We start from the raw sequence: 13,746 nt of genomic DNA, 5'->3' as shown, positions 1-13,746 counted from the left end.
CCCAGTCATGAACCGCAAGATGCTGATGAAACTGGCCGTTTCGGGCTTTGTCCTGAGCGCTGCCACGGGATGTAGCGGCATGGGCAAGATGGCCGACGCGCCGTCGCGCGTCGCCGGAAAGCCCGCGGTCGCCGCCAAGTCGGCCGACCAGGCGCGCGTCGCGCTCGAAGCCGGCAAGGTCAGCAAGGCGGTCGGCCTCGCCGAAGCGGCGGTCGCCGCGAGCCCGCGCGACGGCAGCTATCGCGCGCTGCTCGGTCAGGCCTATCTGAACGACGGTCGTTTCGCGTCGGCCACCGCGGCGCTGACCGAGGCGCTGGAACTGGGTACGGCCGACAGCAACACGATCATCGCGCTGACGCTCGCGCAGATCGCGCAGGGCAAGAACGCCGAAGCGGTGATGCTGCTCCAGAAGTATCGCGATACGGTGCCGGCTTCGGATACCGGGCTGGCGCTGGCGCTCGCGGGCGACAGCGAAGGCGCGATCTATGTCCTGAGCGAAGCCGCGCGGGCACCCGGTGCCGGTGCGCGCACGCGCCAGAATCTCGCACTCGCCTTTGCCCTGTCGGGCCGCTGGGCGCAGGCGCGCATCCTCGCTTCGCAGGATCTGTCGCCCGCGAAGCTCGAGGGCCGGATGGCCGAATGGTCGAAGCTGGCCGAACAGCCGAACGGGCAATTTCGCGTCGCAAGCCTGATCGGCACCAAGGCGCAGCAGGATGCCGGCATGCCGGTTCGCCTCGCGCTCAGCAATTTTGGCGACACGCAGATGGCCGCGGCCGAACCCGCCGTGGAGCTGGCGAGCGCCGACCCCGCGCCGGTCGAGGCCTATGCCCCGCCGCCGCCGGTGCTCGCCCCAGTGCTCGCCGATGCGGGCAGCGCCATTCGCAGCGTCGAACTGCCGATGCCCGAACGCAACGCCGATGGCGTGGTGCCGGTCACCGAACTGCCGCAGCCGAAGCCCGCGAGCGAGGTCATCATGGCCGACGCCGCCCCTTATCGCGCCGCGCCGCGCGTGGCGGGCGAGAACAGCGAACGGCTGCGTCCGATGCAGCAGCAGGCGCTCGAACTCGCGACCAAGATCGTTCCCAAGGCGTTCGACAGCAAGAAGCCGGCCGGCTGGGCGGTCCAGCTCGGCGCCTATGACAGCCTCGGCATCGCCAAGGAAAAATGGGGCGGCTTGAAAAAGCGGAGCGCTATGCTGGCGAATTTCCCGGCGTCGAGCCATGCCGCGACGGTCAAGGGCCGCACCTTCTATCGCCTGACGGTCAACGGCCTTGCGACGCGCGCCGATGCGTCGAGCCTGTGCAACGAGCTGAAGGCGCACGGCCAGACCTGCTTCATCCGCGCGATGGGCGGCAGCGAGAGCATCCAGTGGGCGGCGAAGGCCAGTCCGATGTGGCTCGCCTCGCGCTAAAAGGGCTTTCTCCGGAACAAGGGGAGGGGCGCGGTCGGGGGACCGCGCCTCTTTCCGTTTTGGGGTGGCGGGTTTCTGGGACCGCCTTCGACCGATAGAGGGACGTCCGCTCACCACCCAAAAGCCGACATCTCATCCCTGCGTGCGTCATCCGGCGCGCGCATAGATCGTCTTGCTCCTCGATGCGGCACATGCAATAGGCCCGCCCCCGCGGCACCCCCCCAGGTGGACCTCGGCCAGCCTTCAGGAGCACGTCATGACCAGCAACGCGACTGCGAGCGCGCTCGGCCTCGATTTCGGTACCACCAACACCGTTGTTGCGCTGGCGGACGGCGAGGGCGGGTCCGAGTTGGTCGAATTTGCGGGCGACGCGGCGACCGGGGCGGTGTTCCGGTCGGCGCTGTGCTTCTGGGAGGAGGAGCGCGCGTGGCAGGGGGTCGCGCACGAAGCGGGGCCGTGGGCGATCACCGAATATCTCCAGTCGCCGCTCGACAGCCGTTTCGTCCAGTCGTTCAAGAGTGTCGCCGCGAGCCCGTCGTTCGAGCGCGCGCTGATCTTCAACAAGCCGTACCGGTTCGAGGATATGGGGCGGCTGTTCCTCCAGCGGCTGGTCGCGCACGCCGGCGGCCGGCTCGACACGCGCCCGCGCCGCGTCATCGTCGGGCGGCCGGTCGAATATGCCGGCGCACGGCCCGATGCCGCGCTCGCGCGCCAGCGTTACGACCTGATGCTCGAGGCCTTCGGTACCGAAATCTATTATGTGCACGAGCCGCTCGGCGCCGCGCACAGCTATGCCGCGCGGCTGACCGAACCCGCGACGATCCTCGTCGCCGACTTCGGCGGCGGCACCACCGACTTTTCGATCGTCCGCGTCGCCGCGCCGGGGAGCCCACGCCGCTGCGTCCCGCTCGCCTCGTCGGGGATCGGCATCGCGGGCGACCGCTTCGATTACCGCATCGTCGACCGGCTGGTGCTGCCTTTGCTCGGCAAGGGCGGGAGCTACCGATCGTTCGACAAGCTGCTCGAGATTCCGGGCGGCTATTTCGCCGACTTCGCCGACTGGTCGCGGCTCGCGCTGATGCGCAACCGGCGGACGCTGGGCGAACTGCAGCGGCTGCAGCGCGACGCGGTCGACCCGGAGCCGATCGGCCGGATGATCGCGCTGATCGAGCATGAGCAGGGCTTTCCGCTCTATGACGCGGTCGGACGGCTCAAGCGCGCGCTGTCGAGCAGCGAGCAGGCCGAATTTCACTTCTCGGGCGATGGGGTGGAGATCAATGCCGCGGTGCGCCGCGCCGATTTCGAGCAGTGGATCGCCGACGACCTGCGTCGCATCGAGGCCGCGATGGATGCGGCGCTCGCGAGGGCGGGCATCGCGCCGCGGGACATCGACCGCGTGTTCCTGACCGGCGGATCGTCACTGATCCCCGCGATCCGCGCGCTTTTCGACCGGCGTTTCGGCGCCGAGCGCATCGCCACGGGCGGCGAGCTGACATCGATCGCGCATGGTTTGGCGCTGATCGGCGAGGAGTCCGATCCGGCCGAATGGGCCGCCTGATCGCGGCCCTACCGTATCCGCAATCCACCCTTCCAGATCGCGGTAGCGCGGCCCTGGACTGGCATGCCGTCGAAGGGGGTGTTGCCCGCGTAAGCCGCCATCTTCTTCGCGTCGACTTGCCAGGGGGTGCCCTCGTCGATCAGGATGAGATCGGCTTCGGTTCCGGGTTCGAGGCGGCCGGCGTCGACGCCGAGCAGCTTTGCCGGGTTCGCGGCGAGCAGGTCGAAGAGGCGGGCGGGGCCGATATGGCGGTCGCGGACAAGCTGGAGGCCCATTGCGAGCAAGGTCTCGGCGCCGGCCATGCCGGGCTGCGCCTCGGCGAAGGGGAGGCGCTTGTCCTCGGGGCCGCGCGGGTCGTGGCCCGACGCAAGTACGTCGATCGTGCCGTCGGCTATGCCCGCGAGGCAGGCGTGGCGGTCGTCTTCGGAACGCAGCGGGGGCGACAGGCGCGCGAAGGTGCGGAAATCGCCGATCGCGGTGTCGGAGAGGAAGAGATGCGCGGGGGTGATGCCGCAGGTGACGGGCAGGCCCTTGGCCTTGGCGGCGCGGATCAGCTCGAGCCCGCGCGCGGTGGTGACCTGGCGGAAATGGATCGGCGCGCCGGTCTCTTCGACGAGCATCAGGTCGCGCGCGATCGCCATTGCTTCGGCGATCGCGGGGGCGGAGGCGAGGCCGAGGCGGGTTGCCATCTCGCCGTCGGTCGCGACCGCGCCGGCGGTGAGGCCTTCGTCCTCGGCGTGCGCGATCACGGTGAGGCCGAGCGCGGCGGCGTAAGCGAGGATGCGGCGCATCACGCCGGCATCGGCTATGCGCGCGCGGCCGGTGGCGACGGCGCGCGCGCCCGCGCCGCGCATCAGGCCGATTTCGGCGAGCTCGCGGCCTTCGAGACCTTTGGTGGCGGCGGCGATGGGGTGGACCCAGAGGTCGGGCTTGCCGCCCTTCGCGGCGCGTTCGACGAGGCCCGGGTTATCGAGCGGCCCTGCGTCGGGCATCAGAGCGGCGCGCGTGATGCCGCCGAAGTGGAAGGCGGGCTTGTCGGTCGCGAAAACGCCGAGGTCGATGATCCCGGGCGCGAGCCACTGGCCTTTGGCGTCGATCGTCTCGGCGCTGCCCGGAACCTCGACCGGATCGATTTCGGCAATGCGGCCGTCGACGGCCAGCAAGCCGCCGACATCGCCGCCCAACAGGCGCACGTTCGCGAGGTGAAGGGGCTTCAGTTCCATCCCGTCACTCCCCGTTTGCGTCGGGTCAGGATGTCGAGGCAGGCCATGCGGACGGCGACTCCCATTTCGACCTGCTCGGTGATCGTCGAGCGGTGCGGATCATCGGCGACGCTGCTGTCGATTTCGACCCCGCGGTTCATCGGGCCGGGGTGCATGACGATGGCATCGGGCCTGGCATTTTCGATGCGTTTGGGCGTGAGGCCGTAGAGCGCGTGATATTCGCGCGCGCTGGGGAGATAGGCGCCGTCCATGCGCTCGTTCTGGAGGCGAAGCATCATCACGACATCGGCGTCCTTGATGCCTTCGTCCATGTCGGTGAAGGTGGTGACGTGCATCCGCTCGATCGCGGGCGGGGTGAGCGTCGGCGGCGCGACGACGCGCACCTCGTTGCCGAGCAAGGTGAGCGCGAGGATGTTCGAGCGCGCGACGCGGCTGTGGAGGACGTCGCCGCAAATGGCGATGGTGAGGCCCTCGACCTTGCCCAAGCGGCGGCGGATGGTGAGCGCGTCGAGCAGCGCCTGCGTCGGGTGTTCGTGGCGGCCGTCGCCGGCGTTGAGGACGGGGCAGTCGACCTTGTCGGCGATGAGCTGGACCGCGCCCGAGCTGCCATGGCGGATCACCATCGCGTCGGCGCGCATCGCATTGAGCGTCATCGCGGTGTCGATGAGCGTTTCGCCCTTCTTCACGCTCGACTGCGCGGCGTGCATGTTGACGACGTCGGCGCCGAGGCGTTTTCCGGCGATTTCGAACGACAGCAAAGTGCGCGTCGAGTTTTCGAAAAAGGCGTTGATGATCGTGAGGCCGGCGAGCCTGTCATCGTGCTTTGCGGCGCCGCTGCGGTTCAGGTCGACCCATTGTTCGGCGGCGTCGAGGACATAGCTGATCTCCCACGGGGTCAGCTGGGCGATGCCGATCAGATGGCGATGGCGAAAGGCATCGCCGCCGGGCGGATAGTCGCTGGCGGGTCGGAGGGTTGTGCTAGTCATTAAAGCCGAGCGTCTACGCAGGAGTTGCGAAAATCGCAAGTATCGAAGCAACAATCGCCCGTGGGTCCTGAGGAGCCATTGAGCTTGACGAAATGGCGTCTCGAAGGACTTGGGGTGAGGTGCTTCGAGACGAGGCTTCGACAAGCTCAGCCGAACGGCTGATGTGGCAAGCGGTCAGCGCGTCAACGCGTCGATTGCGCCTTGCAGGATGAACGCCGCGGCGGCGCTGTCGACGCGTGCCGCGCGTTTGGCGCGGCTGACGTCGGCGGCGATCATCGCGCGCTCGACCGCGGCGGTCGACCAGCGCTCGTCCCAAAGCAGCAGTGGCAGGCCGAGCGGCGCGAGGTTGCGCGCGAAGGCGCGGGTGCTCTGGGTGCGCGGGCTGTCGGTGCCGTCCATGTTGAGGGGGAGCCCGACGACGAGGCCGACGATCGAATGCGCGGCAAGGACGGTCTTCAGGACATCGAAATCGGCCGAGAATTTGGTGCGCTTGATCGTCTTGTCGGGGGTCGCGAAGCTCCAGTTCACGTCGCAGGTCGCGACGCCGATCGTCTTGGTCCCGACATCGAGCCCGGCGAGGCGGCCGCCGTTTGGGAAGTTGGCGGCGAATTCGGGGGCGGCGGTAGTGATCATGCGCCGCCTTTATCGCCTAAATTCGTCATGCTGAACTTGTTTCAGCATCCATGGCCCGACGCCGCAGTGTCAGGCCATGGATCCCGGATCAAGTCCGGGATGACGAAGGTGGGGGAGTGGGCGCGGTTGGCGGCGTGAGGGGCGGCGCCAGCGGCGGAACCGGCGACGGCTTGCCTTCATAGGTCGCGAGCCGGCGCAGCGCATCGGCGTGGACGTTCGCCCAGAACAGGGTGATGTCGTAGACATGATAATTGTTACCGGGCAGCACATAGCCCGCGACGACATAATCCTTCGCGATCCCGGCGTCGCCGATCATCAGGAAGCCGCGCGTGTCGTCGCATTTGGCGCCGATCTTGCCCGCGATCAGCGAGCCGCTCTTGAAGCCCTCGGTCGGTTTGAGCGTGCCGAGATTGGCCGCGGGCGCCGCCGCGGTATCGGGGATACCGGTGAGCGGGTTGGTGCAGAGCATCCGCGTTTCGGCGCGCGGGCGGCCGTCGAAGCCGATCGTGCCGTCGTAGGCGGTGGTGACCATCGCGGGATCGGCGGGATCGGCGAAGGTCGCCCAGCCGAGGATACAGGATTTTTGCTCGGGGGTCTGGCAGGCGGGCAGGCCGAGCGCGGCGATGTCGGTGTCGAGGCTGATGGGCCAGCCGATCACATAGGCCGCGACGATGCGCTTGGCGAGCGGGGTGCCGGCGATGCGGTTCTTGAGCAGGGTGGTGAGGTGGAGCGCGCCCTGGCTGTGGCCGGCGAGGATGATCGGCTTGTTCCTGGGGATCGCGGCGAGGAAGGCGTCGAAGGCTTCGTCGACGTCCTGATACGCCGCGTCGATCGCCTTGCCCGCGGTCACCCGGTCCTGGGCGAGGAAGGCGCCGAGCGTCGCCTGGCGGTAGCGCGGCGCCCAGATTTCACCGGCGTCGGCAAAGGCGCTTGCCATGCCCTGGACGAACAAATTGGCGCGGTGGTCCGAATCGCGGTCCTCGAGCGGGGCGTTCCAGCTCGAGCGGCTGTAATAGCTGGTCGGGTGGACGAAGAAGACCGCGGCGTCGCCCTTTGGCGTGGCGGGGGCGGCGGCGTTGGCGGGCGGGATGAGCTGGTCGCCCGCCTGCGCTTCGGCGCTGTCGGGCGGGGGCGCGGGGGTGCCCTCGGGCATCGGGCGCCACGTCGACGGGTCGTTTTCCATCCCCGGCCGCGCGAACCACATCTTGGGGTCGTCATAGGCGTTCGGCGCGACCGCGACCTGTTGCTTGAATTCGGCGCTGGGGACGAAGGCGACGCGCGCGATCCAGCCGGGGAACAGCTGATAGGCGATTCCGGCGGCGAGGATCAGGATGATGATGGCGGCGATGAAATAGACGAATTTGCGGGCCATTGGGGCTCCATGGGGGAGGGGAATTGGGGCCTCTCTAGCCGCTCGCGTGCGTCCCGACAAATAACTCGTCGTGCCGGCTGCGGCGATGGCCTCGCTGTTTCAGTATCCATGGTCTTAACTCGCGGCCTTGGGCCATGGATCCTGAAACAAGTTCAGGATGACGAAAATAGAGGTTAGGTTCGATGTATGACCGAACCAGTCGCAACCGGCTCCGCCCCCGATTCGCCCAAAACCTCGCAGCGCCTCGACAACAGCGATCCGCCCTGGCCGCTGCGCCCCTGGATCATGGCGGCGATCTGCGCCGTTGCGGGGCTGAGCTTTCACCTGCTGATCGATCATCATTACGACGATGCGCTGCCCGATTGGCGCAGCGCGCTGGCGACCGCGGTTGCGGTTGCGGCCGTGGTGTTCGTGCTGGGGGTCGAGCTTCGCCGCTGGCACTGGGCGTTCGGTTTTGCGCTGGGTTGGGGCGTGATCCTGGGGCTGATCGCGTGGCAGACCGCGGCGTATAATATTCGGGGGAACCCCGTCGAATGGCCCTTCTGGTCGGGGATGCTCGCGGTGCTCGTCGCGACGCCGCTGTTCCAGACGCGGCGCGACGTCGCGCCCGACTGGCGCTTCTGGAAGCTGTGGCAGATGCCGTACGAGCGATTGCACAGCCACGCGTGGACCGATGCGGTGATCGGCGCGGCGAGCCTCGCGTTCGTCGGGATCACATTCCTGCTGATCGTGCTGATCGGGCAGATGTTCCACCTGATCGGGATCGACCTGATCCAGGATCTGCTCAACGACGAATGGTTCGGCTGGATGCTCGCGGGTGCGGCGTTCGGCGGCGCGGTCGGGCTGCTGCGCGAGCGCGACAAATTGGTTTCGACGCTCCAGCGGCTGGTAATGATCGTGCTTGCGGTGCTGGCGCCGGTGCTCGCGGCGGCGCTGGTGATCTTCCTGCTCTCGCTCGCGGGAACGGGGCTGCAGAAGCTCTGGGATTCGGGCTTTTCGACCGCGGCGTTGATGATGGCGGCGGCGGCGTTTGCGGTGCTGCTCGCCAATGCGGTGATCGGCAATGGCGCCGACGACCGCGCGACGAATCCGATGCTGCGCTGGGCGGCGCCGGTGCTCGCGGTTGCGGTGCTGCCGCTCGCGGGGATCGCCTTTTATTCGATGCAGTTGCGTATCGGCCAATATGGCTGGACCCCCGAACGCATCTGGGGCGTGATCGCGGCGATCATCGCGCTCGCTTATGGCGTCGCGGGAGTGTGGGCGGTGGTGAAGGGGCGGCGCGATTTCGACGATATGCTGCGGCCGTTGCAGCAGAAGCTCGCGATCGGACTGGCGTTGCTCGCGCTGTTCCTTGCGCTGCCGATCCTCGATTTCGGCGCGATTTCGGCGCGCGACCAGCTGGCGCGGCTGAAGTCGGGGGCGACGCCGGTGGAGAAGTTCGACTGGGCGGCAATGGCTTATGATTTCGGACCGAGCGGCCGCGCCGCGCTCAAAGAGCTGGTACGTTCGCCGCAAAAGGCGCGGGCCGATGCAGCAAAGGCCGCGCTGGAGGCGAAGAATCGGTGGGATTTGACGGGCCCCGAGGGACCGACATTGCTCAAACCTTTTGCCGAGCGGCTGCGCGTCGTCCCGGCGGAGCGGGCATTGCCCGCCGAAGCGCTCGATCGGATTTCGGGCAGCTATATGTGCAGCCGCGCGAAGGCGTGCGTCGCGGTGTGGCTGGGCGAGGACCGGATCGGGGTGCTGGGGCAGAACGAGCCGGGCGATGCGACGAACTTCGATTTCGTGACGCGGAACAAGGATGGGCGCTGGGTGCAAGGCGATCTGGCGCGCGATACGCGGCCGGCGCGGCCCGAAGTCGACCTGTCGAAGGCGACGGTGACGGTTGAAACGGTGCAGCAACGCCGCATCTTGATCAATGGCGTGCCGGAATCGGGGACTTTCGAGTAGGCGCCGCGATATCTATTTCGTCGTCATTCCCGTGAAAGCGGGAACCCAGCAGCAGCGGTTGCTCGCTGGGTCCCCGCTTTCGCGGCGATGACGAGGGTTTTTGGCGCAGTCCCGCTAGCGGCGCCTTGAAGCGATCCGGCGGGGATGCTAGCGGCGCAGCTTCTCCCGCAAAGGCGATAAGAATGGCAATCGATCAGGCAACAGTAAGGAAAATCGCGTCGCTGGCGCGCATCGCGATCAGCGATGCCGAAGCCGCCGCGATGGAAGGCGAATTGAACGGCATCTTGGGCTGGGTCGAGCAACTCGGCGAGGTCGATGTGGCCGGGGTCGAGCCGATGACCGCGGTGATCCCCAACAGTCTGCGGCTGCGCGACGATGTCGTCGATGCCGACCCGCTGACCGGCGGCGGCCGCCGCGACGATGTGCTGGCGAATGCGCCGGCGGCGATGCACGGCTTCTTTGGCGTGCCCAAGGTGATCGAATGATGGGACATTATTCGATCATCCCGGACAGCGGCACAGCCGCGACCGATCCGGGATCCAGAAACAAAAACCCGGGCGCTTTGACGCTCTGGGCCCCGGCTTTCGCCGGGGAACGGTGAGAAACGAGATGACCGAACTGACCAACCTGACCGTCGCGCAGATCCGCAACGGGCACCGCGCGGGCGATTTCAGCGCCGTCGAAGTGGCTGAGGCGTTCAGCGCCAATGTCGCGGGGGCGAAGGCGCTCAATGCGTTTATCGTCGAGACGCCCGAGCATGCGCTCGCGGCAGCGAAGGCGGCCGATGCCGATCGCGCGGCGGGGACGCTGAAGCCGCTTTCGGGCGTGCCGATTGGGATGAAGGATCTGTTCGCGACGAACGGCGTGCAGACGACCGCAGCGAGCCATATGCTCGAAGGTTTCGTACCGCGTTATGAATCGACGGTGTCGGCGAAGCTGTGGGATGCGGGCGCGGGGATGCTGGGCAAGCTGAACCTCGACCAGTTCGCGATGGGGTCGTCGAACGAGACGAGCTATTTCGGCAATGTGATCAGCCCGTGGAAGCGCAACGATGGCGGCAATGCCGCGCTCGCGCCGGGCGGATCGTCGGGCGGCAGCTCGACCGCGATCGCGGCGCGGCTGTGCCCCGCGGCGACCGGGACCGATACCGGCGGCTCGATCCGCCAGCCCGCGGCGTTCACGGGCATTTCGGGGATCAAGCCGACCTATGGCCGCTGTTCGCGCTGGGGCATCGTGGCGTTCGCGAGCTCGCTCGATCAGGCGGGGCCGATGGCGCGCGACGTCAAGGATTGCGCGATCATGCTCGAAAATATGGCGGGTTTCGATCCGAAGGATGCGACGAGCCTCGATATGGCCGTGCCCAATTGGGAAGCAGCTTTGTCGAGTGATCTCAAGGGCAAGGCGATCGGTATTCCCAAGGAATATCGGCTTGAGGGCATCGATCCCGACATCGACGCGATGTGGGATGCCGGCATTGCGATGCTGAAGGATGCGGGGGCCGAGGTCGTCGAGATCAGCCTGCCGCACACGAAGTACGCGCTGCCCGCCTATTATATCATCGCGCCCGCCGAGGCGTCGTCGAACCTCGCGCGCTATGACGGCGTGCGTTATGGCTTGCGCGACCTGCCGCAGGGTGCGGGGCTGCAGGACATGTATGCCGCGACGCGCGCCGACGGCTTCGGGCCCGAGGTCAAGCGCCGGATCATGATCGGCACCTATGTGCTGTCGGCGGGCTTTTACGACGCCTATTACACGCAGGCGCAGAAGGTGCGGACGCTGATCGCGCGCGATTTCGAGGCGGCGTTCGGGGTGTGCGACGTGATCCTTGCGCCGACCGCGCCGTCGGCGGCGTTCGGGCTGGGCGAGAAGATGGCTGATCCGCTGGCGATGTATTTGAACGACGTGTTCGCGGTGCCCGCGAGCCTCGCGGGATTGCCCGCGATGTCGGTTCCCGCGGCGCTCAACCGCGAAGGGCTGCCGCTGGGGCTGCAGATCATCGGCAAGGCATTCGACGAGCAGGGCGTGCTCAACGCCGGTCTGGCAATTGAAGAGCGGGCGGGCTTCAATGCTCGTGCCGAGAAGTGGTGGTAAGATGAGCGACTATCGCATCAAGGGCGAAACCGGCGAGTGGGAGGTCGTGATCGGCCTCGAGGTCCATGCCCAGATCACGACCAACGCCAAGCTGTTTTCGGGCGCTGCGACGGCGTTCGGGGCCGAGCCGAACACGCAGGTGTCGCTCGTCGACGCCGCGATGCCGGGCATGCTGCCGGTGCCGAACCGCGAGTGCATCCGCCAGGCGGTGCGCACCGGCATGGCGATCGAGGCGCAGATCAACCGCTGGTCGCGCTTCGACCGCAAGAATTATTTCTATGCCGACCTGCCGCAGGGCTACCAGATTTCGCAGCTTTATCATCCGCTTGTCGGCGAAGGTTCGCTAACGATCGCAGCCGATGAGAAGGCCGGAATCCCCGCCGACAAGGCGATCGGGGTCGAGCGTATCCATGTCGAGCAGGACGCCGGCAAGCTGATGCACGACCAGCATCCGACGATGTCGTACGTCGACCTCAACCGGTCGGGCGTCGCGCTGATGGAGATCGTGTCGCGCCCCGACATGCGCTCGCCCGCCGAAGCGGGGGCCTATGTGCGCAAGCTGCGCTCGATCCTGCGCTATGTCGGATCGTGCGACGGCAATATGGAGGAAGGCTCGATGCGCGCCGACGTCAATGTCAGCGTGCGCAAGCCCGGCGATGAGTTCGGGACGCGCACCGAGACGAAGAATGTCAATTCGGTGCGCTTCGTGATGGCGGTGATCGAGGGCGAGGCGAAGCGCCAGGTCGAACTGATCGAAAGCGGCGGCACGGTGGTGCAGGAAACGCGGCTTTACGATCCCGACCGGGGCGAGACGCGCTCGATGCGGTCGAAGGAAGATGCGCACGACTACCGCTACTTCCCCGATCCCGACCTGCTTCCGCTCGAACTCGACGATGCGTTTCTGGCGGAATGCCGCGCAAGCTTGCCCGAACTGCCCGACGCCAAGCGCGTGCGCTATCTGGCGGCGGGGATTTCGCCGTATAACGCCGATGTGCTCACCGCCGAGGTCGAGGCGGCACGCTGGTTCGACACGCTGCTCGACGCGGGCGCGAAGCCGGTTGCGGCGGCGAACTGGGTGACGAGCGAGCTGTTCGGGGCATTGAACCGCATGGGCCGCGACATTTCGGATTCGCCGGTATCGCCCGAGCACGCCGCCGAACTGCTCGGCCTCGTCGCCGATGGCACGATTTCGGGGACGATCGCCAAGGCGGTGTTCGAAAAGATGCTCGAAAGCGGCGACGGTGCGGGGGTGATCGTCGAGCGCGACGGCCTCAAACAGACGAGCGACACCGGCGCGATCGAAGCCGAGATCGCCAAGATCCTCGCCGCCAATGCCGACAAGGTCGAGCAGTATAAGGGCGGCAAGGAAGCCTTGTTCGGCTTCTTCGTCGGGCAGACGATGAAGGCGATGCAGGGCAAGGCGAACCCGCAGGTTGTCAACGAACTGCTGAAGAAGGCGCTCGGTTGACCAGCGCCGAGTGATCCAGTTCACAGCAAATTCAGGCGCTTCGATGTCATAGGCATTGAAATCAATGCGGAAATGATGACGAAGGACAGGATGATGATGAAGCGGGTTCTGGTTTTGGTTGGCGGTGCGCTGGCGCTGAGCGGCGCGGCGAATGCGGCGAACGCGCCCGCAATGAACGACGGGTACGACTGGGCGATGCGCGTCAGCGACGAAGAGCGCACGCAAAGCGCGATCCTGGCCTATGAGGTCACCGACACCGACGACCAGCCGCTGAACTTTACCTGCGAAGAAGGTGGCAACCGCATCTTTGCCGGCATCTCGGGCAATTCGCCAGATCTCAAGGCGATCGAGCTGGTTTCGGGCGATCAGAAACTGCGGTTGAACGGCACGACCACCGACGCGGATGTGATGCCCTATTTCTCGTCCGAAGAAATTGCCGGCGGATCGGCCTTCATCCGCACCTTTGCGGCCAATGGCTGGCTGCGCATGACCGACGATCGCGGGACGATGGACATGGCGGGGAGCGCGAGCGGCAAGCAGGTGATCAAGCGCTTTGTCGCCTTCTGCACCGGCTGACGCGCGCGGGCGGATGCTGCGCGCGCTGCTCACGCTGTGGCTGATGCTCGCCTGTCCTTCGATGCGCCGGCAGGAAAAGTGGTCGCGCTCGAGCTCCTGGCGATGAGCAATCCGGACGGAACGACACCCTTCAAGGTCAATGGGGCAACTTTCGCGGATGCGCGGCTGCCTGCGGAGAGCGTATTTTCCGCGGCCGGTCGGGCGCGACGGCGTCGAGCTCGGCGCGGGTGATATAGCGTTTTTCGGCGAGCACCTCCTGATCGAACTGCCAGACGGTCGTCCAGCTGCCGGGTCTTGTCGTGATGCGCGCGATATGGTCGCGGATGAGGGCCTGAACTATATCCTGTGCGTTGGCGGCTGTGGTGGCCAGAAGCAGCGCGATCGCGGCCGTCAGTCTTTTCATATCGTCTCTCCCCGCCGCGATGGTGGCGGGCGGGGCGGGGGCGGGTCAAGTGGTTAGCAAGCTAAACGTCGTCAC

The 13,746-nt window shown here is 66.8% G+C and carries 12 protein-coding genes and 1 pseudogene; 8 read left to right on the top strand and 5 right to left on the bottom strand.

What is annotated here, in order from left to right; genetic code table 11:
* Nucleotides 1-7: 7 nt before the first annotated feature.
* Both V6M50_RS13005 and V6M50_RS13000 read left to right on the top strand, forming a co-directional pair.
* Nucleotides 8-1,411: an SPOR domain-containing protein gene (locus V6M50_RS13005; protein ID WP_332818992.1), complete on the top strand. Its 1,404-nt coding sequence runs from the start codon at nt 8-10 to the stop codon at nt 1,409-1,411.
* Nucleotides 1,412-1,667: 256 nt separating this feature from the next.
* Complete coding sequence (locus V6M50_RS13000; RefSeq protein WP_332818991.1) at nt 1,668-2,969, top strand: Hsp70 family protein; 1,302 nt, start codon at nt 1,668-1,670, stop codon at nt 2,967-2,969.
* A gap of 8 nt (nt 2,970-2,977) precedes the next feature.
* On the opposite strand, the gene V6M50_RS12995 is transcribed toward V6M50_RS13000, so the two are convergent.
* The 4 genes from V6M50_RS12995 to V6M50_RS12980 all read right to left on the bottom strand — a co-directional run bounded on the left by V6M50_RS12995 (nt 2,978) and on the right by V6M50_RS12980 (nt 7,183).
* Nucleotides 2,978-4,192, bottom strand: a complete 1,215-nt coding sequence (locus V6M50_RS12995; RefSeq protein ID WP_332818990.1) for a dihydroorotase — start codon at nt 4,190-4,192, stop codon at nt 2,978-2,980.
* The gene (locus V6M50_RS12990) at nt 4,183-5,178 is read right to left on the bottom strand and encodes an aspartate carbamoyltransferase catalytic subunit (protein WP_332818989.1); all 996 of its coding nucleotides are present in this window, start codon (nt 5,176-5,178) and stop codon (nt 4,183-4,185) included. Before V6M50_RS12990 ends, V6M50_RS12995 begins: the two co-directional genes overlap by 10 nt.
* Before the next feature lie 174 nt (nt 5,179-5,352).
* Complete coding sequence (gene ruvX, locus V6M50_RS12985; protein WP_332818988.1) at nt 5,353-5,811, bottom strand: Holliday junction resolvase RuvX; 459 nt, start codon at nt 5,809-5,811, stop codon at nt 5,353-5,355.
* Nucleotides 5,812-5,899: 88 nt separating this feature from the next.
* Entirely contained in the window at nt 5,900-7,183 is a 1,284-nt protein-coding gene (locus V6M50_RS12980; RefSeq protein ID WP_332818987.1) for a DUF3089 domain-containing protein, read from the bottom strand.
* A 64-nt stretch (nt 7,184-7,247) separates the two neighbouring features.
* On the opposite strand from V6M50_RS12980, the pseudogene V6M50_RS20335 reads away from it, so the two are divergent.
* The 6 genes and pseudogenes from V6M50_RS20335 to V6M50_RS12955 all read left to right on the top strand — a co-directional run.
* Nucleotides 7,248-7,301 (top strand): annotated as a pseudogene (locus tag V6M50_RS20335) (hypothetical protein); the annotation flags it as partial.
* Between the two features lie 68 nt (nt 7,302-7,369).
* The gene (locus V6M50_RS12975) at nt 7,370-9,133 is read left to right on the top strand and encodes a DUF4153 domain-containing protein (protein ID WP_332818986.1); all 1,764 of its coding nucleotides are present in this window, start codon (nt 7,370-7,372) and stop codon (nt 9,131-9,133) included.
* Nucleotides 9,134-9,315: 182 nt separating this feature from the next.
* On the top strand, nt 9,316-9,618 hold the full coding sequence (gatC, locus tag V6M50_RS12970; RefSeq protein ID WP_332818985.1) for an Asp-tRNA(Asn)/Glu-tRNA(Gln) amidotransferase subunit GatC: 303 nt from the start codon (nt 9,316-9,318) through the stop codon (nt 9,616-9,618).
* 124 nt (nt 9,619-9,742) lie between these two features.
* Nucleotides 9,743-11,224, top strand: a complete 1,482-nt coding sequence (gene gatA, locus V6M50_RS12965) for an Asp-tRNA(Asn)/Glu-tRNA(Gln) amidotransferase subunit GatA (protein WP_332818984.1) — start codon at nt 9,743-9,745, stop codon at nt 11,222-11,224.
* 1 nt (nt 11,225) lies between these two features.
* Nucleotides 11,226-12,692 (top strand): Asp-tRNA(Asn)/Glu-tRNA(Gln) amidotransferase subunit GatB, encoded by a 1,467-nt coding sequence (gene gatB, locus V6M50_RS12960; RefSeq protein ID WP_332818983.1) that lies wholly within the window; start codon nt 11,226-11,228, stop codon nt 12,690-12,692.
* 72 nt (nt 12,693-12,764) lie between these two features.
* Nucleotides 12,765-13,268: a hypothetical protein gene (locus tag V6M50_RS12955; protein ID WP_332818982.1), complete on the top strand. Its 504-nt coding sequence runs from the start codon at nt 12,765-12,767 to the stop codon at nt 13,266-13,268.
* A 136-nt stretch (nt 13,269-13,404) separates the two neighbouring features.
* Here V6M50_RS12955 and V6M50_RS12950 read toward each other — a convergent pair whose 3' ends face one another.
* Nucleotides 13,405-13,671 (bottom strand): hypothetical protein, encoded by a 267-nt coding sequence (locus tag V6M50_RS12950; protein WP_332818981.1) that lies wholly within the window; start codon nt 13,669-13,671, stop codon nt 13,405-13,407.
* Nucleotides 13,672-13,746 lie beyond the last annotated feature (75 nt).

Origin of the sequence: Sphingopyxis sp. (genome assembly GCF_036675685.1) — a bacterium.
Taxonomy (GTDB): domain Bacteria; phylum Pseudomonadota; class Alphaproteobacteria; order Sphingomonadales; family Sphingomonadaceae; genus Sphingopyxis.
Note: the sequence above shows the minus strand (reverse complement) of the source record. Positions and strands in the feature narration are given on the sequence as shown.

Excerpts from the sequence above, each read along its gene's own strand:
- V6M50_RS13000 (WP_332818991.1), top strand. The coding sequence starts at position 1,668 with ATGACCAGCAACGCGACTGCGAGCGCGCTCGGCCTCGATTTCGGTACC.
- V6M50_RS12955 (WP_332818982.1), top strand. The coding sequence starts at position 12,765 with ATGATGACGAAGGACAGGATGATGATGAAGCGGGTTCTGGTTTTGGTT.
- V6M50_RS12990 (WP_332818989.1), bottom strand. The coding sequence starts at position 5,178 with ATGACTAGCACAACCCTCCGACCCGCCAGCGACTATCCGCCCGGCGGC.
- ruvX (WP_332818988.1), bottom strand. The coding sequence starts at position 5,811 with ATGATCACTACCGCCGCCCCCGAATTCGCCGCCAACTTCCCAAACGGC.
- V6M50_RS13005 (WP_332818992.1), top strand. The coding sequence starts at position 8 with ATGAACCGCAAGATGCTGATGAAACTGGCCGTTTCGGGCTTTGTCCTG.
- V6M50_RS12950 (WP_332818981.1), bottom strand. The coding sequence starts at position 13,671 with ATGAAAAGACTGACGGCCGCGATCGCGCTGCTTCTGGCCACCACAGCC.
- V6M50_RS12980 (WP_332818987.1), bottom strand. The coding sequence starts at position 7,183 with ATGGCCCGCAAATTCGTCTATTTCATCGCCGCCATCATCATCCTGATC.
- V6M50_RS12995 (WP_332818990.1), bottom strand. The coding sequence starts at position 4,192 with ATGGAACTGAAGCCCCTTCACCTCGCGAACGTGCGCCTGTTGGGCGGC.
- gatC (WP_332818985.1), top strand. The coding sequence starts at position 9,316 with ATGGCAATCGATCAGGCAACAGTAAGGAAAATCGCGTCGCTGGCGCGC.
- gatA (WP_332818984.1), top strand. The coding sequence starts at position 9,743 with ATGACCGAACTGACCAACCTGACCGTCGCGCAGATCCGCAACGGGCAC.
- V6M50_RS12975 (WP_332818986.1), top strand. The coding sequence starts at position 7,370 with ATGACCGAACCAGTCGCAACCGGCTCCGCCCCCGATTCGCCCAAAACC.
- gatB (WP_332818983.1), top strand. The coding sequence starts at position 11,226 with ATGAGCGACTATCGCATCAAGGGCGAAACCGGCGAGTGGGAGGTCGTG.